General features: G+C 30.9%; 22 protein-coding genes and 4 pseudogenes. 1 reads left to right on the forward strand and 25 read right to left on the reverse strand.

The window, feature by feature from the left end:
* Positions 1-33 precede the first annotated feature (33 nt).
* The 16 genes and pseudogenes from B3J31_RS11450 to B3J31_RS11525 form a co-directional block, all read right to left on the reverse strand.
* A pseudogene (locus B3J31_RS11450) lies at positions 34-246 on the reverse strand (23S rRNA (uracil(1939)-C(5))-methyltransferase RlmD); the annotation flags it as partial.
* Positions 247-427: 181 nt separating this feature from the next.
* Positions 428-1,912: a S41 family peptidase gene (locus tag B3J31_RS11455; RefSeq protein WP_346867448.1), complete on the reverse strand. Its 1,485-nt coding sequence runs from the start codon at positions 1,910-1,912 to the stop codon at positions 428-430.
* 329 nt (positions 1,913-2,241) lie between these two features.
* Positions 2,242-2,568, reverse strand: a pseudogene (locus B3J31_RS11460) (DNA adenine methylase); the annotation flags it as partial.
* A 316-nt stretch (positions 2,569-2,884) separates the two neighbouring features.
* On the reverse strand, positions 2,885-5,119 hold the full coding sequence (locus tag B3J31_RS11465; protein ID WP_346873990.1) for a S8 family peptidase: 2,235 nt from the start codon (positions 5,117-5,119) through the stop codon (positions 2,885-2,887).
* Positions 5,112-6,179 (reverse strand): ATP-binding protein, encoded by a 1,068-nt coding sequence (locus B3J31_RS11470; RefSeq protein ID WP_346867450.1) that lies wholly within the window; start codon positions 6,177-6,179, stop codon positions 5,112-5,114. The genes B3J31_RS11465 and B3J31_RS11470 overlap by 8 nt, the downstream gene beginning before the upstream one ends.
* Positions 6,180-6,784: 605 nt before the next feature.
* Positions 6,785-7,681, reverse strand: a complete 897-nt coding sequence (locus B3J31_RS11475; protein WP_346867451.1) for an aminoglycoside phosphotransferase family protein — start codon at positions 7,679-7,681, stop codon at positions 6,785-6,787.
* A 144-nt stretch (positions 7,682-7,825) separates the two neighbouring features.
* Complete coding sequence (locus tag B3J31_RS11480; protein ID WP_346867452.1) at positions 7,826-8,011, reverse strand: hypothetical protein; 186 nt, start codon at positions 8,009-8,011, stop codon at positions 7,826-7,828.
* A 51-nt stretch (positions 8,012-8,062) separates the two neighbouring features.
* Positions 8,063-8,224, reverse strand: coding sequence for a hypothetical protein (locus B3J31_RS11485; protein WP_346873991.1), 162 nt, complete (start codon positions 8,222-8,224; stop codon positions 8,063-8,065).
* A gap of 294 nt (positions 8,225-8,518) precedes the next feature.
* Positions 8,519-8,857 carry a nucleotidyltransferase domain-containing protein gene (locus B3J31_RS11490; protein ID WP_346867454.1) on the reverse strand — a complete coding sequence of 113 codons (339 nt, stop codon included), beginning with the start codon at positions 8,855-8,857 and terminating at the stop codon, positions 8,519-8,521.
* A gap of 116 nt (positions 8,858-8,973) precedes the next feature.
* Entirely contained in the window at positions 8,974-9,117 is a 144-nt protein-coding gene (locus B3J31_RS11495) for a hypothetical protein (RefSeq protein WP_346867455.1), read from the reverse strand.
* Positions 9,118-9,135: 18 nt separating this feature from the next.
* A complete protein-coding gene (locus B3J31_RS11500) occupies positions 9,136-9,696 on the reverse strand; it encodes a DUF1801 domain-containing protein (RefSeq protein WP_346867456.1) in 561 nt (186 codons plus the stop codon).
* 144 nt (positions 9,697-9,840) lie between these two features.
* A complete protein-coding gene (locus B3J31_RS11505; RefSeq protein ID WP_346867457.1) occupies positions 9,841-10,425 on the reverse strand; it encodes a sugar O-acetyltransferase in 585 nt (194 codons plus the stop codon).
* A gap of 369 nt (positions 10,426-10,794) precedes the next feature.
* Positions 10,795-11,115 carry a DUF2971 domain-containing protein gene (locus B3J31_RS11510; RefSeq protein WP_346873992.1) on the reverse strand — a complete coding sequence of 107 codons (321 nt, stop codon included), beginning with the start codon at positions 11,113-11,115 and terminating at the stop codon, positions 10,795-10,797.
* 105 nt (positions 11,116-11,220) lie between these two features.
* Positions 11,221-11,496 carry a hypothetical protein gene (locus B3J31_RS11515; protein WP_346867459.1) on the reverse strand — a complete coding sequence of 92 codons (276 nt, stop codon included), beginning with the start codon at positions 11,494-11,496 and terminating at the stop codon, positions 11,221-11,223.
* 135 nt (positions 11,497-11,631) lie between these two features.
* A complete protein-coding gene (locus B3J31_RS11520; RefSeq protein WP_346867460.1) occupies positions 11,632-11,958 on the reverse strand; it encodes a hypothetical protein in 327 nt (108 codons plus the stop codon).
* 336 nt (positions 11,959-12,294) lie between these two features.
* Entirely contained in the window at positions 12,295-12,435 is a 141-nt protein-coding gene (locus B3J31_RS11525) for a hypothetical protein (protein WP_346867461.1), read from the reverse strand.
* Between the two features lie 112 nt (positions 12,436-12,547).
* On the opposite strand from B3J31_RS11525, the pseudogene B3J31_RS17015 reads away from it, so the two are divergent.
* A pseudogene (locus B3J31_RS17015) lies at positions 12,548-13,057 on the forward strand (ArdC family protein); the annotation flags it as partial.
* A 165-nt stretch (positions 13,058-13,222) separates the two neighbouring features.
* Here B3J31_RS17015 and B3J31_RS11535 read toward each other — a convergent pair.
* From B3J31_RS11535 to B3J31_RS11575, 9 genes and pseudogenes are all read right to left on the reverse strand, one after another.
* The gene (locus B3J31_RS11535; protein ID WP_346873994.1) at positions 13,223-14,674 is read right to left on the reverse strand and encodes a DUF6884 domain-containing protein; all 1,452 of its coding nucleotides are present in this window, start codon (positions 14,672-14,674) and stop codon (positions 13,223-13,225) included.
* Positions 14,675-14,777: 103 nt separating this feature from the next.
* Entirely contained in the window at positions 14,778-15,347 is a 570-nt protein-coding gene (locus B3J31_RS11540) for a major tail protein (protein WP_346867463.1), read from the reverse strand.
* On the reverse strand, positions 15,340-15,684 hold the full coding sequence (locus B3J31_RS11545; RefSeq protein WP_346867464.1) for a hypothetical protein: 345 nt from the start codon (positions 15,682-15,684) through the stop codon (positions 15,340-15,342). Before B3J31_RS11545 ends, B3J31_RS11540 begins: the two co-directional genes overlap by 8 nt.
* Entirely contained in the window at positions 15,681-16,073 is a 393-nt protein-coding gene (locus tag B3J31_RS11550) for an HK97-gp10 family putative phage morphogenesis protein (RefSeq protein WP_346867465.1), read from the reverse strand. The genes B3J31_RS11545 and B3J31_RS11550 overlap by 4 nt, the downstream gene beginning before the upstream one ends.
* Positions 16,066-16,392: a phage head closure protein gene (locus B3J31_RS11555; RefSeq protein WP_346867466.1), complete on the reverse strand. Its 327-nt coding sequence runs from the start codon at positions 16,390-16,392 to the stop codon at positions 16,066-16,068. The genes B3J31_RS11550 and B3J31_RS11555 overlap by 8 nt, the downstream gene beginning before the upstream one ends.
* A 4-nt stretch (positions 16,393-16,396) precedes the next feature.
* Positions 16,397-16,672, reverse strand: coding sequence for a head-tail connector protein (locus B3J31_RS11560; protein WP_346867470.1), 276 nt, complete (start codon positions 16,670-16,672; stop codon positions 16,397-16,399).
* A 15-nt stretch (positions 16,673-16,687) separates the two neighbouring features.
* Positions 16,688-17,272 (reverse strand): annotated as a pseudogene (locus tag B3J31_RS11565) (phage major capsid protein); the annotation flags it as partial.
* A gap of 313 nt (positions 17,273-17,585) precedes the next feature.
* Positions 17,586-19,082 carry a hypothetical protein gene (locus tag B3J31_RS11570; protein ID WP_346867467.1) on the reverse strand — a complete coding sequence of 499 codons (1,497 nt, stop codon included), beginning with the start codon at positions 19,080-19,082 and terminating at the stop codon, positions 17,586-17,588.
* A complete protein-coding gene (locus B3J31_RS11575; protein ID WP_346873995.1) occupies positions 19,075-19,596 on the reverse strand; it encodes a hypothetical protein in 522 nt (173 codons plus the stop codon). Before B3J31_RS11575 ends, B3J31_RS11570 begins: the two co-directional genes overlap by 8 nt.
* Positions 19,597-19,776: the final 180 nt, after the last annotated feature.

Below are 19,776 nucleotides of genomic sequence, written 5' to 3' on the forward strand. Positions count from 1 at the left end.
ACCACACTTTACACTATCAAATCAGCGATGTCCTTAGATCATCGCATAATATTTCAGGGCAGCCTTGATAGCATCTTCTTTCTCTTTCGGGCATTGCGGAACTCTTGCATTTTCTGATTTTGGAAGATTATAGTTTTCTCCCACTTCAATTCCACATTTGCGTTTTACCTGAGAAATATATAAACTTGAAACCTTCAAGCCAAATTCTTTCAGCACATAATCTTTGATTTCCTGATAGGTTGCTTTCAACTCGGCACTGGTGGCATCCAGCTCGTCCAGGTCTAAGTCGATCTCTATCGTGTCATCTGGTTTTTGTTGGGACAAAAGAACAACCGTCTCAACATGCGTTTTGGCAATAAGATGATACTAATATGCATAACTTAACTAAATATAATCTCTTAAAGAACCATTAAACTAGTAAAATATTCTAATTACCATTACTTTTTATCATATCTAAAGTTTTTATATAAACAGTATCATACTCACTTCTGCTTATATCTAGTACACCTGACTTTAAAAATTCATTGTAATCTTCAAGGCTTTGTTCTATATAAATATCTGGTTCTGTATGAATTTCTTCATTAACTGTACCATCTTCATTAAAAGTTATTGCAGGTGGAATACTAAATACAAGTTTGCTATTTGGTAAGACTTCCGGTACAGAACTTAATCCTGTTCCATCTCCTCCTGTAGTTGTGCCTATAATTCTAGCTAAATTTTTCTCTTTAACTTTATTAATAAAGTTTTCAGATGATGAATAAATCTCATCGTCAACTAATATATAAAGATTTCCTTTATATTTAATAGAGTTTTTATTAGGTTCCAAAGTTTCTTCTAACTTAACTGCTTTAAATCCTGATAAATCATAATTGTTTTGCGGAATTTCCTTTAGTTCTATCTTTTGTAAATATCCCATAGCTTTGTTAGAATAAACTTTTTCTTCCATGTAATTAGTATCTCTAAGACAATGATAATATTTAAATTTAACAGGCTTATCTATTAAGTTAGAAATTATAAAGTCACCATAACTTTCTTGTCCTCCACTATTGCCTCTTATATCTATAATAATATTTTTTACATTCTTATTCTTATTAAAGAAATTCCCAATTATTATGTCTTCACCATTTTCAAGGGATGTTCTGTCAAAGCTCTTTACTTTTAGGTATGCTACTTGTCCATCTTCCATTACATCTGTAATTACATTAGGTTCATCCTCATTACCCTCTGAAATATACCATTTTACAAATTCCTCAGTCCTTTTAAAAAAATTAATACTGCTACTGTTTTTTTCATCGTTATACAAAAACTCTATTTCTAAGGGCTCATTATCGTATTTATAAATTTCATTACTATAAAAAACATTTCTTCTAAAATCTTTTTTCAGATATACCTTATTTTTAAGTTCCAGTATATAATTATTAATCTTCTTGCCATTTATAGATGTTATAATACTGCCTACTGGTACACTTCTATTTTTTGATTTGCAAACCACATATTTTCCCTCAACATACCTCCACTTTATATCTGGAATGTAAAATTCTTCATCGTATAAGTTTTTGAAATAATTAAGCCTTTCCTTGATACTTTCATCTTTCATATCAAAGAAGTATCCAATACTAGAATGTGAATTTTGCAATGAACATAATGTTTCATTAACCTGTTGAAAAAATTGCAAATCATTTTTCGATGCGGCTATTTTATCTATAAATTCTTCATTATGCTCTAAAAATTTATAATTTAATACTCTTTCCTTTAATTCAAAATAAGGATAATTTTCTACCAAGAAATCCAATAAAAATATAGCATCTTCTTTATAGTTTTTATACTTATGATAATCCTTATATCCATAAAAACCACATACAATTAACATCATAAATATTAAAATTAATGCCGTATATCTTTTATTATTCATATTATCTCCTTTATACTTTATATATTTATCAAAAATAATTTACTCTTTTTCATATAACTTCAAAGCCTGAACGTGAAGCCAATTTCTTTACAGTTAATTTTCAAAAGGTACTTAAAGAAGCTGTCGCTAAACATATAAATTTAAACTAACAAACTTGGGTAGTTATTATTGCTACCTCTTTTTTTATATAAAGCAGCCTACCGGCTAAAAAATTATTAATAAAATGCTGTTTCTCCATTTGTAAAGTGATTTCATAGGAATAATCTGACGTAAGTTATCAGCTAATAATAAAAATACACTGATGTTTTAATTAGCTATAATTTGACGTTTAACAATAAGAATCTAACTGCTCTATTTATTTCTGTAAGATATTCTAAATTTAAATGCTTGTACTCTTCAAATATATCCCTTCCTGAAAACTCAAATTCAAGCTGTCTTTCTATTTCAGGTGCATGATATTTAATCATCTTATATAGATTAATAAGCTCCTTATCTATATCATTTATTATTTCTGTTTTACTAGGTTGTTTTCCAAAATAAACCCATCCAGCTCCAAAGAATAACTCTATATAACATTTATGATCTGGAATCATTTCTATTATTGTTTTTCGCAATCTAGACTTCCCTCCAACCCTACATATTGGTGGTTTTAACATATTACCACTACCTTTACATTAAATATGCTCTTATTGTAACGAACATATTTTCGTATGTAAAGTATATATTATATTTTTACCTTTATTATATTATGCATATACAACTTACTTTAAAGATTTATAATTTATTGGGGTTCATCCTAAATATGTGCTTATGAAAAGAAAAAAGGTAGCATTAATGCTACCTAAGCAATGGTACCAGTCTAAATCGTTATTCTCTCAGTTTCAATTTTGAAATACTTGCAATTTTATTATATATCATCTATAAAAATTTGATATTTTCAAAAATCTACTTTATCCAAATTTAAAAATGATATTACTCAAATTCAATATCTTCGTTGATTTTCTGATTAATATCAATTCTAGTTTTAATATCTACAGTATTCACTAGCCATCCATTTAAAGTACAATTTTTAATAAATTCATCAATTCGATTGATGCCATTAATTTCTCTTATTGTAACTATAACACCAAAGCGAATTCCAACACCGTCCTTAGGATCTAGTCGGTTATTTGTTTTTATCTCCATTCCCCAATTTTTGTTAGTATATGATTTTTTGGGTTTCATTCTATCTTTAGGTTTCTCTGCAACATATTTTACGTTATCCCACTTTCTAAACCTATCTCTTGCTTCACCTTCTAACAAGTAGTTTTTCTCAGTATTCATGATTTCTTCTTGATTTTGTTTATCATTGTTTATTTCATTCATTTTTCCATCATCTTTTATTCTGCCAAAATGAAGATTAAGTTCTGTATTGGTATAGTCAACACCTTGTGTTCTATCACATATTGGGAAATAACACATTGTAGCCTTTGCGATATAAGGGTATTTATCATCTTTTAATGGAATAGGAAAATTATAATTATAAGTATTCCATTTTTCACTTACATCAGATACTAAAAACTTGATTTCATCCTCTCTCGTTTGTATAATATCAGTTATTTTAATAGGAACAATACCATGACCATATAATGCCACCTCTTCTGGATCAGGCTTTTCATTCCAATCTCTAGCTGCATCTATAATCAGTGCTTTTGCTATTTCTCTATTTAATCCTAAGACATCTATTAAATAGGATAGTTTTCGAGCAATCCATGGTGCTGCAAAAGAAGTTCCTGCAACATATGCTACACCTAATGGTTCACAAACTCTAATATACTGTTCTTCACTTCCACCATAATAACTTATATCTGGCTTAGCAAAAAATGATAGAGCCAATCCCTTTCTTGCATATTTAGGTGATAATCCACTTTGGGTAACAGCATTTACTACCATACTATTTATCGAATCTGCTGGTGATCCTATTTTTGAAACATCTACACTAGGTTTATTAGTTCCTGCAACAACAAAAATCACATCATTTTCATATTGGATTTGATCCAATATTGAAGCTTCAGCAGATATGAAATTATCATTAATCTCCTGATTGCTACCAAGAGAAATGTTCCACACTTTAATGTCCCTATTTGATGCCACAATTTCTTTAATCTGCTTGGCTATGGTAAATGAAGAGAAACGTGAACCAATTGCAACACCGAAATGTCTCACCTTGAATCTACCACATCCATCATCCAACCATGGATTTAATTTTGAACCATCAACAATAATAGAAGATACTGCTGTACCATGGCGATAATCATCTGAATCTTTTGGTAAGTTTTCATCCACCATATCATGATATTCTACCCATTCATTGAAATAAACTCGATTATCAAACAATGTATCTATTACTCCTATTGTTGGCTCAATAGTTGGAGATGGTATGCCCATTGTATTTTGTTGATATTCTTTAATAAAGTCATCTGGTGTTAACTCTGCTAAATCTTCTGTTGCCATTGCAACAAGATATGGGGCTCTTTCAAATAAATATTTTGATTGATTTTCATCTAGAAATACTGTTTGATTGTCTAATATTCGACTACTCAAAATATCTATACCTATATTTTTGAGCAATGTTTTTGCATCAACACGAGTATCATATAAAGTGATAATGCTTTGCTTTAATTGCTGATTTGCTTGTTCTATTTCAAAATCATCAATGTATGAAGTATCCGCAATCACTTGTTTAAAACTCGATTTATTGGTTGAAAAACTACTAAATGAAATTTTTCCCAATACCTTATTATCATCAAAAATAGTTTTATCAATACTTCCACTAAAATGAGTATTCAATACTTTTTTTACTTTAGAAATAAGATTAATACTATTATCTAAATCAGAAATATCTAGAAAATAAGTGATAATGTGTTTATTCATATCTGCATTAAATTTTGCACCTACAATCGCCAAATTAGACTTTTCACCTTTAAATAGCCCTGAAATCCTGTTGCTTTTTGCAACTATTTTATTGTAATGTACACTAATCAAAATGCCTGGAAAAGGCTTTTTTTCTGTCTTCCAAAACTGTTTTATTTGCTCTATTTGAGATTGCAATTTATCTAAGTGAGTGTCAGTGACTATTTTCTTACTATTCATTGCAGCACCACCGCCACCCCCTTGCTTTGGAGCTTGAACAAAACGTTTGCCTTTTAATTCCAGTATATTATTCATTATCACTTTCCTCCTTATTCAATTTTCTAGATACAGCACTCTTTGATTCACCTTTTAATTTTTCTATTTCTCTTACAGTAAACCCCTGCAAATGCAGATTATCTATATTGGTTTGCTCAATATTACCAATCAGACTATTGTATAATCTTCTTAAATAATCATACTCAGCATTTACATCACTAAAAGCTAATGCTGTTTTGATAATATTTTTCAATTCTCCAGGATAAGGCAATTCAAGTGCGGTTTTTAATATCTTTTTGAACAGTCTTGTATCCTTTGAAATTCCCTTGAAGTTTTTTACAAAAGATGAAAAGTAATATTCTGCAACTTCTATTAAATCATCTTTACTGTAACGATTAAAATTAATCACTGCATCAAATCTTCTTATTAATGCCTTATCAAAATTTGAATATAAGTTTGTAGTTGCAATAATAACTATTTCTTTATTTAAATCTACTAATCTATCTAACTCCCTTAAAATGGTAGAAGTAACTCTTCCCATTTCACGCACATCATTACTATTAACTCTATCCATAGCTATAACATCAATTTCATCAAATAGAATCACAATTTTATTCTGATGTGGAATCATACTTATCTCCGAGAATACATTTGCGATATTTTTATTTGTTTGACCTAATTTGCTATCAATAATATTATCAAAATCTACATAATATAGTGTTCGTTTGAGTAATCGAGCTACATGTTTAGCTGCCTCCGTTTTCCCACTCCCTGGCAACCCTTCAAATAAAAACTTATTTATTCCTATGTTATGATTAACAGCATTTATAATCCCTTTAATATCATCTGAAATTTCGATTGGCAAATTAAGTGGATCCATGCCCCTTGTATCAAGTTGTTTCAAAAATTCACTTTCAAAGTCACTTGCTTGAGGTGTGTATAAATTCGATTCCGCAATTAATCCCATAATGTATTCTGCCAACTGATAGTCTCCTATACTATCAAAGTATCTAGCTATACTTATTGCTTCATTTCTAAACGAATTTTCATTTTTCTCAACATGATATTTTATTAAATTCAATACATTTTGCTTTTTCACAAAAATACACCTCCAATTCTCTCTAAATTAATTATATCATATACTGGGACAAAAATATATACAAATGGGACTAAATTAATTTTTAATACAAAATAAAGCGAATCTCTCCTTTACTTGGGTAAGCCATAAATAGACAACAAGGATTTTTCATATCTCCAGTATAGTCCTCTAAATTCTTAACCCAATCATAATAATTTAAACATCTCCATTTTACAGCTACTCTACTAAATAAATCAATTTTTTCTTTGAAGGTTTTTATGAAGGTGTAGGCTCTGGTCTCGATTGTGTACCTCCACTTGAATATACAGAATTACCATGGCTATCATATATATATACCCTTCCCAATCTTTAATCCTTATTTTATCCTCTTCAATTTCAAATACATCACTACCATCTTGTGTAGTAAATATATCTCTTGCAATGTGTATGTGTTATCAACTTCAATATTGATATTATACTTTTCACTTGATACCCTCATCATCTATCACTTCCATACTCTACATTTATTGGTTAATTTTTTTAGATATTATTAACTATTCATAACACATTAATGGATATGAACCATACCACGTTGCATTATCATACTTATCTCCTGTTAAATCCATTCAGGAAATAGTATACCAGTTTGGTATTTGTCTATTAAAATTATCATAATGACCAAATGATTTTTTACATATTTTAACCATATTATAAATATCTTTTTGTCCAAACTTCTCAGCCCATTTTATTGAATATAGTGAGGCATGTGCTACATATACTGCGTGAATTCCCCAAAAATCTTCTGGAACATTATCATCAAAATAAGCATCAATCTGTCCTTTACAATATGGAATACTCACTTCTGTTCCAAAACTCTCGAGCTTATAAAATTCTTCATAGGGATCTCCAATTTCCCAACGGTTAAAATCTATTACACCAATTTTCCCTTCAGGTGTCAGTATCAAATTTCCAGGATGAAAATCCCCATGTTGATAAACAGGCGGCTTCGACCATATCTTATCAAGATTATCATTTATAAATTCAAGTGCAACTTCATCTCCAGCAATTCTCACATTAGAATCAATATATTTTTGGATTTGAATTTTCTTCTTAGGAACTTTTGTATTTGATGGAATTTCAGCATCAGGTACTTTAAGACCATGTATTTTTCTTAATATATCCCCTGCTTCCCGACCTAACAAATATTGTTTATCTTGTTCAAGTTTAGGTAATGCAAGTTCTAAATCTTCACCTTCAACCCAAGTTAACAATATATAGACATTTTGATTCTCATTACATACCCCAAAACTAACTGGTTCTGACATTATAAATCCTAGGTTTGTATATTTACAAATAACCTCATACTCTTTTTTCTTCGCCTCATATTTATCTATATTAGAAATCCTCAAAACCAATTTTTGATTATCCACTGTTTCAATATAATATTTTATATCATCAGACCAGCCTCTATTGATTTTCTCAACTACACACCACTTATCATGATTTATAATTTCTTCAAACAATTCAATTCCCCCCCTATTTTATCCCTCTCTTGATATACAGTTTAAACTTATTCATTTATAACCAATGAAATAGAAATATTTACTCACCTATAATTGGCTCAATCAAATCCCAAACTTCCCCTCCATCACCAATGTCCCCAGTTATTACACTTTTTCTCCCATCAATATATTTAACCTGAACTTCATAATATCTTCCACTTTAAAATCTTTCACTGACCACCTATGATTGCAGCATAAACACCCATAATCTGGATAGTTACCTGTTACAAGGCAACCTCCTAAAATAACTTCTTTTCTTTCATAGGCTTCCATAGCTTCATAAGATGGCATTCCATAGTATATAGACCTTCTTTTTGCACGCTTGTAATTAAATTCACATATTCATCTATATAATTTCACTTCATATCCTAATTGTTGTCCTTTTTTTAATTTTAATAACTCATTTATAAAATAGAAAAATTGATAGTCAGTTCCTATTATTTTTGTGTCTACTGAAGTTAAATCATATCTTTTTCTCTCTGTATTCATCAAAACATCACTCACTCTTTATTGATAAAATCTAATCATTGCTAATTGAATATATTTACAATAATTATAACATTAATAGCCATAATATAACATTAATTACGCTAAAATACTTATATGATTTAGAAACAGACTTTCCAATAAATTATAAAAAATATTTATAAAGAAAAAAACTATGAAGTTATAATTAAAAATCAATCTACTTCATAGTTTTATTATCACTTTCAGTACACTCCAATACTTGTGTACATCCTTTTAAATTACCAGTTAATTCCTTCATATCTTCAATTACTTTCAATAATCTCTCTTCATTCATGATAATAACTCTCTCCTTCTACATTGAAAATAATGTCCATTCTCTCTATAATACCAATCAACATCATCTATAAATTTATTCAAATACTGATTATTATCTATGGTGTAAATACTCTTCCCTGTATTTAGTATATTTATTTTTATAAATATATCTAAGGTTTCACTGTTTAAATCTACAACATCAATTCTACGCTGAAGAAGATCTTCTAAAAATAATTCAAACCTCAAAATTTTACTTATGGAAAGCTTTAATGTACCTAAAACTGCAATGTCAACATCATACTCTTCAGTAAAATCTTCATTAATAGTACTTTCAAAAAGTAAGACATCACTCACTGCTAAATTGCTAACATAGGTCTTGAACTACTCTAGACTCTCAACTAATACTTTTTCCCCTATTGCTATTTCCTGATTAAATATAACTAGGTATATTAATTACCTATTATCCTTTTCTATTCTCTTTGTAACACTACATTAGCTAAATTCATGTAAAAATCCTGTTCTTCTCTTGTTGTAGCTTTTTTGAATAATTCCTTTAACTCCCTGTATGAGTAGGTAAGAAATATATCATATAAAGTTTCTTTTTCTGTATTCATCTCAATTTCCTGTATTCTTTAATTACTTTCAATATAACGTGCCACTTGCTCTCCACATTTTTTGCATTTTCCTTTTAAGATAATTCCATATAGACCATCATCATGAATTATGAATTCATCTTTTAAAGTAGTTACACCACAATTAGGACAAAATACATTGGCCATTAATATATTTCTTCCATGTTCAGGAATAGCTCTCCACTTCTTAATTGCATTTAAGTCCGAAACAGTATCTTTTTTAGTATCTCTGTTCATCATTATAATTTCCTTTATAATATGCATCATTACATTTACAGCATCTTGCTCTTTATATTTAATTCTGGCACAACTTTTGCCTAGTGATGTAGAATGCATCTCTGCTTTAAAAATTTCTAGGACTCTTACTTCATCTGTATAAAAAGAAAAATAATTTTTCTGTGCTGCAAAAGCAATATAAAAATTATGACCCTTATAGGTTGGCATCTTGTAATCAAAACACTCTTGTAATTGGGTTTCTTCTCTCATAAATATTACAAGCTTCTCTAGCCATTCCCTTTTTATACCCTCAAATTGATTAATATATTCATGTATTGTATTCATTATATTACCCCATATCTCTGATTAGTATTTATCTCATTGTATACTAAACTAATCATAATTTAAACCTTCATCTAACACATCATGATTCAATTAACACTACTATTATTCAAGATAAACCTAATCTACAAATTGGAATTTGTCTTTCTAAATATTTTGCCTAGCCACTCTGCATGGATTACCATATGCAACCTTATTAGATGGAATATCTTTTGCAACAACACTTCCTGCACCTATTACAACATTATCTCCAATTTTTACTCCTGGCATTATGATTGCTCCACCACCAATCCAAACATCATTGCCTATAGTGACAGGTGCTGTTTGCGTTTTACAAAATTGAAAAGTTCCATCTTCTTTAGGCTCACCAAAACGTTCTCTTGCATTTACAGGATGAAATGCCGTATATATCTGAACATTTGGCGCAATCAATGCATTATCTCCAATAATAATTTTATTATCATCTAAAAAAGTACAATTCATATTAACTTCGCAATTATTTCCAAAATAAATATTATTTCCATAGTCAACAAAAAAAGGTGCAGTAATCCAAAGATTTTTTCCTTTACTACCAAGCAAATTATCAAGAATATTGTTTTTTGTATATGCATCCTCAGACATAGTATTATTGTATTGTCTAATCAAGTTTTTTGCTTTATGCCATTGTGTAATCAACTCCATATCTCCACAATCATAAAGCTGACCACCTAACATCTTTTCTCTTTCTGTCATAATACTCACCTCTTCAAATTACTATTTATCGACTTGCTCTATAATTTCAACTCACTATAAAGAAAATTATACCACAAATATTACCAATTCTATAATTGCTTGTAGTATAATTTATCATTTTTATCTATCCCCTAAAGTTATAAATGGACTTAGTGGATTCGCACCCTTGTAAGGCATTGTTAGTTTACTCTTATAAATCATTCCATTAAATTTATAAATGAATCTAAATACCTGCTCATCATAAAGGAATCTTATATGAATAGAAGCATCAGCAGATGGTGCTTTTTTATCTATTCTAATGTACTGGGTTTGATAACTAAGATTATATCTCCCTGAATGGGTTATAGTTACAAAGCAGGGATACCCTTATTATACGATGACTATACTGTAAACTTTATTCTTCCTGCTTATAGCTTTAGAAATTAACTTTGAATTAAATCCAATTGAAACCCCTTTTCCATTATCTCCATATGCTCTCCATTGACTTAATAAATCTCCATTTCTTGAAAAACACGTAATATAAATTGAACTCTCAACATAATGTTTAAGCATATCAAGGATAAACGCAAGGCGATTGTGTATTCCCTTATCATAACAATAATCTTCTTTTAAATTAATAAAAATTTCATTTTTCTCAAATGCTTTAATAAGTGAATCTTCTAAATTATTAAGTATCCATTTACGTTCCATATAATCATTTGTTTTACTTAAGTCACATAGCCTTAAACTTTTATTTGAAATTATAGCTATAAAATACAATAAAAGCACTCACTCTTTAACCTAAGTAAGTGCCTACTACATTTTATTATATTCTTTTATAGCATCTTCAATTAATCCATTTATCTCTTTAATCTCTTCTGGTGTTACTGTATTATCATTTATCTCATCATTTAATCTGTATTTCATATATTCAATTTCAATTAATTTCTGAAGCTTTGAATATTCTTGTAAAGACCATCCGAGTCGTTGCAATTCTATCCACTCTGGTGAATTATCCAAGCCTTCCTCATATACAAATAGATTTTCTTCATATTGTTTTGGCATTTTTAACTTTAATAATTTTTCTTTCATAAATTTATTCCGCCTTTTTATAAATAAAACCATAATAATTAGCAACAAATTTATTTGCATCATTTTAAAAATTATCCCATGCATAGTAACTGCTTCTAGAAATGTGGTGGCTGCCATCTTCAATATGGGTGTTGCTTATTTTTTACGAGCTTTTGCGTCAAATGCCAGAGAACGCTTGCTGATACAGTAACTCCAATTAAGTGCATTTGGATTAACTGGGGTATAGCCACACGAAAGCATAGCATCTTTAAATTCATTGTTAGTCAGATATATTCCAGTATCGCTTTCTAAAGTATGTTTGAGACCATAACTGGTATGGCTTAACAGTGGCGTTTTTCTTGGACAGATATTTTCAGCAATCCAATTAAAAACAGCATCAATTTCTTGCTGTGGATGATCCGTAATCAAAGCTGCATCTATATACCCATTTTCAGTGCTATAAGGTCTTCCATCTTTCATCATTTTATTTCACCTCCTTGTTTTAACATTATTTAACTTTATTTTCTTAATTAGTTGACTGGCTGCGTATGGGAGATCCTGTAACATACACTTTTCATAATCATACGTAGGGTAAATTCCAACAATATGAGAAATGTTTATGTATGGAAAATGCACTTGCCGAATGTTATATAGTGGAGATTCTCCAAAACCGTCTACTTCATCACACATCCATCCTATTTCTTGAGATATGACTAAATCATCATGAAAGCTCTGATAGGGTATATTGGAAAGGTTAAGTTTTGTATACTTTTGAAACTCATCTAATTGAGACACCCTATACGATAGAATTATAAAGTCTCAAAAATTTACTGGAACATAATCAAAGTTGTTAAATAGTTCTAACTGTATAATAGCATTTTGAGAATTAGGAAAATACTCACCTTTATTCAATGATATTTCTAATACTTCATTGCTTTGTGTTGTCCCAAAAAAACACACGCTCACCTCCAATCAAATATATGCTCTTTTATCCACCTTCCAATTTCAATTGGGTGGTTTTTCTATTTCAATTTTACCATGACACTAAAAAGAAAGAAATAACAAAATGTAAATTTTGAAGGGAGTAACCACTATAGTAGACAATAACACAACAAAAGAACGCTCGAAAGAGATTACCGGCAGCATAGAAATCAGTATCCAGGGGCTGTTTGAAAGCGACAAGTGTATGTAATATCTTCGCACCATGTCCCATTTTTACAGCTATTCGCTTAACAACACCCTGCTTATTGCCATGTAGAAATCCGATGCTACCCTTGTGTCTGGATTCAATAAATGGAGGGATCAGTTTTCCCGTCATGTAATAAAAGGTGATAGGAGCATAAAAATCATTGCTCCCACACCCTACAAGATAAAAGGAGCAGGAAAATTATCCCCTCTGACCAAAGTGCCTATACTTGATAAGGATGGCAAGGTAATGACAGAGGAAGTGGAAATAAAAATCCCTATGTATAAGGTGGTATCGGTGTTTGATATTTCTCGGACTGAGGGCGGGCCTTTACCCAACCTTGCAGACAATCTCACAGGCGATGTAAAGCAGTTTGAGCTTTTTATGGAGTTACTATGATTAAAATTATAGGGCCTACAGCAGCTACAATCTCCTTATCACTGGGTTTAAACTTTATTCCTTTATTTTTAAGTTCTGATGCTTTCATTTATTTCCCTCCAATCTATTTTTAGATACTAAAAAAGGACTTACTTATATAGTAAATCCTTTTTGTATCTAAATTTATATATAATATCTTATTACAATGGTAGAACTTCTGCCACTTGGTGTAGTCTTTAATATTTCATCATTTTCTTTTCTTAATTTATACATAGCATCACAAACAGATGGCATTTTATTTTTAAGGCCCATTTTTTTATGGATTTCACCTGAAACTATATCTATATACTTTAACTTAGCTTCTCGTGCTTGGTCTAAAATATTTTTTATGAAATTTCTAATTTCAGCTGTAGATACCTTTGTATTTCCTATACTATTCTTTGCATCGTTACAATCGTATTTATGTTTGATAACATCTATTTTTAATTCTTGTTGTTTTTTATCTTTAATATATGTGTACTTAATTAAATTTTTAATTTTGTTAATTTCTGATTCTTTTAACACTTCAGCATTTAACCCCTGCACATTCCAAAGTCCACTATTTACTATCTCAATCTTTGGAGAATTTAACCCTAACCATTGTGCAGAACATTTAAACTCTAGTCCCTTCCACAATGTTGATATAATAGCCTCTTCAAGTCTTAATCTCTCCTCTTGAGTGTCTACTTGAAAACATATAAATGAAATATTTTCACGTAAATATTCACTTATATCTTCCTCAATCTTTTGCTCATAATCTATTTTTATTAACTCCCTATTCTGCTCCTTTATTTCTCTTCTAGATGTATCTAATTCCCATATAAATTCATATGGATCATTACTCTGATGTAACAATGCTCTTCCTATATTCTTTCTTAGAATACTGCCATCAGCATTTTTTTTAACAAAGTGATCTCTAAGTCTTCGTTTTAATCTATTATCAACTCTATGCGTTCCAACCCTAACTATTCTATCCATACCTCTATATTTCTCACCTTTTTGAAACATTATATATATGCCATTTTCAAAAGGTATATTATCTATCTGATTCCAATCATATCTCTTAGTTTTATTAAAAATTTTGTGAAGTGCAAGGCATTTATCATCTGTATTTTCAAAATCATCGAAGACTACTTTATCATCTATATCTTCAATTGATTCTGTACTCTCTATTTTATCTACATTTTCTATTAAACGTCTCAGTTCTGGTATCCAGTTTCCAAGACTTTTTCCTTTTAACGGCAATTCATATTTTTTCAAATGTGGTATGAGATATTTGTTATAGTTAATACCGGCAAGAATGATAAACTCATTCTCGTCTAAATCAAATTTATTCTTCATTTGATTTAGAACATTTAATGACCATACTTTCCTTTTTTCTGTAGATTTATCATTTAGAGTTTCATTGTATGGCTCAACAATCTCAAATTCACTTATTAATCCATGTTTAGCAGATAGTATATAAACTTCATCACAGTTTCTTTTTTTTGCATACTGATATTCTAATTTAAATCTAGGACTTTCTGAATAAAGTTCAGATGCCGTACATTTATATTGTTTTTTCTTACTTGTACAAGATATTAATGCAATTCTCATCTCAATTCCCCCTAAAATAGCATTCTCTTGTATAAGATTATACATGAATTGTTAAATTTAAACAATTAGGGTTATATTTTTTTAGATCCTCATTTTAGTCATTTTATATATCTTTAGGCTCACTAGGCACAGCAGTAAACCATGAGCTAATAATAGTTGCATCTACTCCTTCTGCATCCTCATCACAGATAAATCTATAATTTCCATCAAAGTCCCTAGAATAGAATTTCCCCTTAAGTTTTGCACTCTGTGCCTTTGGCTTTTCTGCCTCTGTATCATATTCATCTGTAGCAAGTTCAAACTTACCTTTTAGCAGCCACACAAATCTATACTTCCCACTATTCTTCTTTGATTTAAATCCTAATGCTATTGTTGGTGGTATATCATCTTTATTTTCTACAAGTACCCCTTTTATAACTTTTGAACCTTGAAGCTCTGCTCTACTTGTAAGTGATAATTGGTTTACTTCTATTTCAACATCTATTCCTTCAAATGCAGTGATAATATCTTCCACTGCATCATCAGAGTAAATATTATCCGAATTTGACTTTGGCGAAAGCTTTGCACTTATTGCTCTTTCAAGTTTTATTGGTGTGTCATAAGTTGTTCCTTTGGCATCATCTGTTTTTAGTATAGCAATATGAATATCTTTAAGACCTACTTGTCTAGCCATTTATATCACTCTCCCTTTCTTCTAAATAATAAAATTTAAGACCTTTATGATAGATTTTTGTTTCTTCTTCATAAAGGTCTATTTCATTTAATCTTTTAAATCCTACATTAAATAAAAGTTCTTTTACATTTTTAACTATAGCTGTATAATCATCCTTTGACCAAACATCTACCTGAATATAATGTGCTGTTAAGCTTTCCTCATCATCCTCATATTCTTCTCCTGAAACTAAATATTCATGAAAAGTTATATAGGTTTTAGCTTTGCCACTATACTTTTGAAAAGATACTGGAATCTTAAGTGGCTTTAATGCGTCTAATAATATTTTACTTATCATTCCTCAATACCTCTTTGTAATTCTGTCTTTATAGTTTCATTTATTTCTCTTTTATTTTCAAGGACTGATTTCTCTGCCCAGTGCTGTGCTGGTATTTTACTTGTACCCCATTCAGTAAATTTACTGTAAAAGAACTCTGAGTTATCACCTTTATTAGGTCCAACTTTAATAAAATCCACACCATTTTCCTTTTGTATTTCTGACACTTGTATATTTTCAGACATATGCCTTTTAGTTTCTTCAGATTTTGGTGCTCGTGTTTCCATGGCTTCTTTTACAAGTTCTCCTGCTTTATCTAAAGCCTTCTTTTTAATGACTTCACCTTTTTCTCCTAACTTATTAACTCTATCAATAAGTTCTTCCATACCCTCAAGTTCAAGTTTAGCCATCCTCCTCCACCTCCACAGCCTTTATTTCAATGTACTTATTTATATATTTCATATTATCTATGAAGGATATATTATACTGCTTATTCCTAAATAAAATTCTCATAGATTCATCTATATCTTCCACATACCTTACTAAGAACTTTACAGCTTTCTCTGCTTGTATTGCTGCAGCTTGATAATATTCTCTTCCTGATAAATTAGAAACTGCTGACCATACTGTTTTATAATCCTGCCAGGCTTCAATCTCAAATCCATTTTCATTGACTCTTGTAATTAATTTATGAAAAGTAATTCTATGCCTTAAGTCTCCTATTGCCACAGTATCACCAACTTTCTCTTCTATAAGAAAATAAAAGTCTTATCATGGTATCGATAACTGCTTTTACATCAAAGTTTTCACGCTGCTCATACATATTGACTACTGCATATAATATTGCTTGTCTTGCTAGCTCAGGAACAACTTCATATTCTGTAAGCTCAAATCTAAGTATTTCTTCACATAACTCCTGTAATGTTAAAATAAATTTAGTGATGAGTGTATTTTCCTCATCACCATCTACTCTTAAATATAATTTAACTTCTTCAAGCGTTAGAACCATACACTCACCTCCAATATTTTTCCGGTAAGGAGATTTTAAGCTATAGAACAAGTGCATAATCTCATCTAGTGTGATAGCTGTTGCACTTGCAGCAGTAACTCCAAGCTGCGCTCCTCCAGTAGCATTAAAAATACCAGTAGGTTTTTCTGTTCCATCACCAATGAAGAAAGCCTCTTCTTCCTTTGCACCAATGCGTCTTGTAAATTCTTTCATTATATAACTCTCTAAATTAAAAACACTATCAGTCCCAACTTTCAAAGCATTATTAATCTCAAGGCCATTCTTATTTCTCATAGCATTCCAAAAGGCTTTCACATATTCATTTGATGCTCTTCCTGTCTTTTCTTAATGAATATTAGCATTAGGATTATTCCTAATTGCACTAGAAGTTGCCATTAATAACTCTAAATCTAAAGTTGCTCGCCTTTCAAGCCTGTCTATTTCATTTCCTAAGTTTACAACATCAGCCTCCATCTTCTCATAAGTCTCAGTATCCTCTGCTGATAATACTCCATTGTCATTTCTTTTACTGTCTAGGAAAGATTTTGTGCTATCCCATAGTTTTGCTCTTTTTTCTCTAAGTTCTATTATTTTACTCATATACATTCCTCCATTAAGCAAAAATTCCCCCAAACCACTAGTCTGAGGGAAAATAAAACACACTTCAATATTTAATTAAAAACCTTCAAAGCCTTTGGTATCAGGCTATTTCTTCAATAGATCTACAACTACCTCAGCAGTAGATTGCAACAATCAGCCTGCGTTTCACTTTGCCTCTTGGGCAATCCTTGCATGGGTGGCACTCTTAAAACTTCCTAACTCGCTTTGCTCTTAGTAAGTTTTGTGACCACCTCAACATGGCTCGAGAGGATAGTAAGTACGTCAAATGTCAACTCTCCTATATGGGAACATATCAACAAAGAAAATATTCATCAATTTCATCTTCATTTTTAAGAATGCTTTTCTCTAGAACTCCTACCGACTTCGCTAAATTAATAGAAGAAACAAATCTTAACTGAACATTGATATTGAAGTCAAACGAGTATTGCTGCAATTCCCCAAGTTTATGATATTTATTCAAAAGATCATCTAGTTTTACTTGGTACTCTTTGTCCAATTTATCAACAAATGCATTAACTCTTTCTTGATAAAGATTGATAACTTCTTTTTCGTGTTTGTTTAGAACGCCTTTCCCAAGACTTAGTGCTGTGGTTGCAACGATTGAACCAACCAAAGCACCAACAACTGGAATTGGTATAATTGTTTGTCCTATTGCAGCACCAATAGCAGCACCTGTTGCATCAATAGCATTTAATGTTATTAAATCAATAAATTCATCTGTATCAACATCGCCTTTTCTATATTTGACGATGGCATTGCTTAACCCAAAAGTTCCTGAAGTGATTGCTCCTGCACTTGGTGCAGCAAGGTGACAAACATTGGTTAGTCCATATATTGCATATCCAGAAATCCCACCTTTAATAGCACCTTTAGCTGTACTGACTCCGCATTCCTTCCAATCTTCAATATCAAAATCCCAGACTTCTTTTCCGTCTTTATGCTTTCGATAGACAAAGATTCCTAGATTGAACCCACCTTGTACTGCTGCACCTATTCCAGCAACTTTAGATGCTTCTCCAAAACTTGGTTGTGCTTCTTGTTGAGCTTTTAATCTATCGCTATCTGCTTCTTTTTTGATATCAGATTTTTGCTTAACAGTTTGCTTATTTATGTCATTTACTTCTCCTGTTAACGTTTGGTCAATTATTCCTTTTTGAACATCTTTATATTTATTAACTGATGATTCCAACCATTTATCATAAGAAACGCCACGCAGAGCACTCTCATCTTCAATAGCTTTTCTAATATTATTAATTTGTGAATTGGACAAGATATTTCCATTAAATTCTACAGATTTTGCTCCACCCATAATTTTTTCTATTACTTCCACATGGTCTTTTGGAAACATCATACTCATTTTGTCATAATTAGATGCTTGCCTAATCTCTTCTAAGATATTCGTATAAAACTTCATTTGCACTTCTTTGCCTTGAAGTAGAATATCCGCAGGTCCATTATCATTTAATAATGTAACACTTTTCTGTAGTCCTTGAAAAACATCTCTTGCATTTCTTATACCCGTTTCAGCGAATTCCGAAATAAAACCATGTACTCCTTTTTCTCCACCACGATTAATATTGATAAGATTATCAATTTCTGTTTTCGCCCAATCTAGATTTGATAATGCATTTGCTGATTTAGTAGCTAAGTTTGATAATTTATCTGTTTCACTAGTAAGAATTGATTCTAATGAGTTCATCAAATCTGTTAATCGGATATTATTTAAATAATCGACATAAGAAGCAATACCTTGTTCAAGATCATTATAAATAGTCTGTTCACTAATCATTTAATTTTAGCTCCTTATTAACTAGTTGTGCTAAAGTTAAAGTTGAATTCACGAGCAATCCAACTTGAATTTTTTCATCTTTGGAGAATTGACTATAATCACTTCCAATCAAAGCTTTCTCTACTTTAGTTACACCAGCAATTTGAGTGTTGGTAGTTTCCAACAACGCTTTGACTTCTGAGTTCATAGTATTGAATTTCCTAATTATTTTTTCGAGATTTTCTCTCTCAAGAATTAGCTTTTTAGCAGTTTCTTTATTTTTATAACTAGCAAACAAGCCTGACCCAACCGAACCTGCAAGCATAACGCCAGCAATTGTCCAACCTACTGGTCCTGCTAGTGCAAGGAATGCACTACCTGCACTCATTCCGCCCCCACCAGCAGCTAATGCACCACCACCAAGCCATGCCAATGCAGCATTAGTAGCAGCGGCTCCTGATAAAGTAGAGATAGCAGTACCTGTTGATGCAACACCAAAAGTAGTTGCAATACCCATTGCTGCAGTTGGACCCATTGTTGCTACAGCAACTCCAAGAGTACTTAAAGTTGCACCTGCTCCTGAACCTCCAGCAGCCGCTTTTGCTTCTACTTCTGCCTTTTTAATTTCTTGTTGTTTTGTCTTAAAATTTTCGACTTCAATTTCAATTTTTTGAAGGGTTACCTTGAATTCTTTCTCTTAAGCCCCTGAATGATA

The organism is Clostridium sp. UBA5988 (genome assembly GCF_002435615.1).
Lineage (GTDB): Bacteria > Bacillota > Clostridia > Clostridiales > Clostridiaceae > Clostridium_J > Clostridium_J sulfidigenes.

Excerpts from the sequence above, each read along its gene's own strand:
- B3J31_RS11480 (WP_346867452.1), bottom strand. The coding sequence starts at position 8,011 with ATGCCATCTTATGAAGCTATGGAAGCCTATGAAAGAAAAGAAGTTATT.
- B3J31_RS11515 (WP_346867459.1), bottom strand. The coding sequence starts at position 11,496 with ATGAAAGAAAAATTATTAAAGTTAAAAATGCCAAAACAATATGAAGAA.
- B3J31_RS11560 (WP_346867470.1), bottom strand. The coding sequence starts at position 16,672 with ATGGTTCTAACGCTTGAAGAAGTTAAATTATATTTAAGAGTAGATGGT.
- B3J31_RS11520 (WP_346867460.1), bottom strand. The coding sequence starts at position 11,958 with ATGATGAAAGATGGAAGACCTTATAGCACTGAAAATGGGTATATAGAT.
- B3J31_RS11510 (WP_346873992.1), bottom strand. The coding sequence starts at position 11,115 with ATGGAACGTAAATGGATACTTAATAATTTAGAAGATTCACTTATTAAA.
- B3J31_RS11540 (WP_346867463.1), bottom strand. The coding sequence starts at position 15,347 with ATGGCTAGACAAGTAGGTCTTAAAGATATTCATATTGCTATACTAAAA.
- B3J31_RS11545 (WP_346867464.1), bottom strand. The coding sequence starts at position 15,684 with ATGATAAGTAAAATATTATTAGACGCATTAAAGCCACTTAAGATTCCA.
- B3J31_RS11570 (WP_346867467.1), bottom strand. The coding sequence starts at position 19,082 with ATGATTAGTGAACAGACTATTTATAATGATCTTGAACAAGGTATTGCT.
- B3J31_RS11505 (WP_346867457.1), bottom strand. The coding sequence starts at position 10,425 with ATGACAGAAAGAGAAAAGATGTTAGGTGGTCAGCTTTATGATTGTGGA.
- B3J31_RS11575 (WP_346873995.1), bottom strand. The coding sequence starts at position 19,596 with ATGGGTCCAACTGCAGCAATGGGTATTGCAACTACTTTTGGTGTTGCA.
- B3J31_RS11455 (WP_346867448.1), bottom strand. The coding sequence starts at position 1,912 with ATGAATAATAAAAGATATACGGCATTAATTTTAATATTTATGATGTTA.
- B3J31_RS11535 (WP_346873994.1), bottom strand. The coding sequence starts at position 14,674 with ATGAGAATTGCATTAATATCTTGTACAAGTAAGAAAAAACAATATAAA.
- B3J31_RS11465 (WP_346873990.1), bottom strand. The coding sequence starts at position 5,119 with ATGAATAATATACTGGAATTAAAAGGCAAACGTTTTGTTCAAGCTCCA.
- B3J31_RS11550 (WP_346867465.1), bottom strand. The coding sequence starts at position 16,073 with ATGGCTAAACTTGAACTTGAGGGTATGGAAGAACTTATTGATAGAGTT.
- B3J31_RS11500 (WP_346867456.1), bottom strand. The coding sequence starts at position 9,696 with ATGAATACAATACATGAATATATTAATCAATTTGAGGGTATAAAAAGG.
- B3J31_RS11495 (WP_346867455.1), bottom strand. The coding sequence starts at position 9,117 with ATGAATACAGAAAAAGAAACTTTATATGATATATTTCTTACCTACTCA.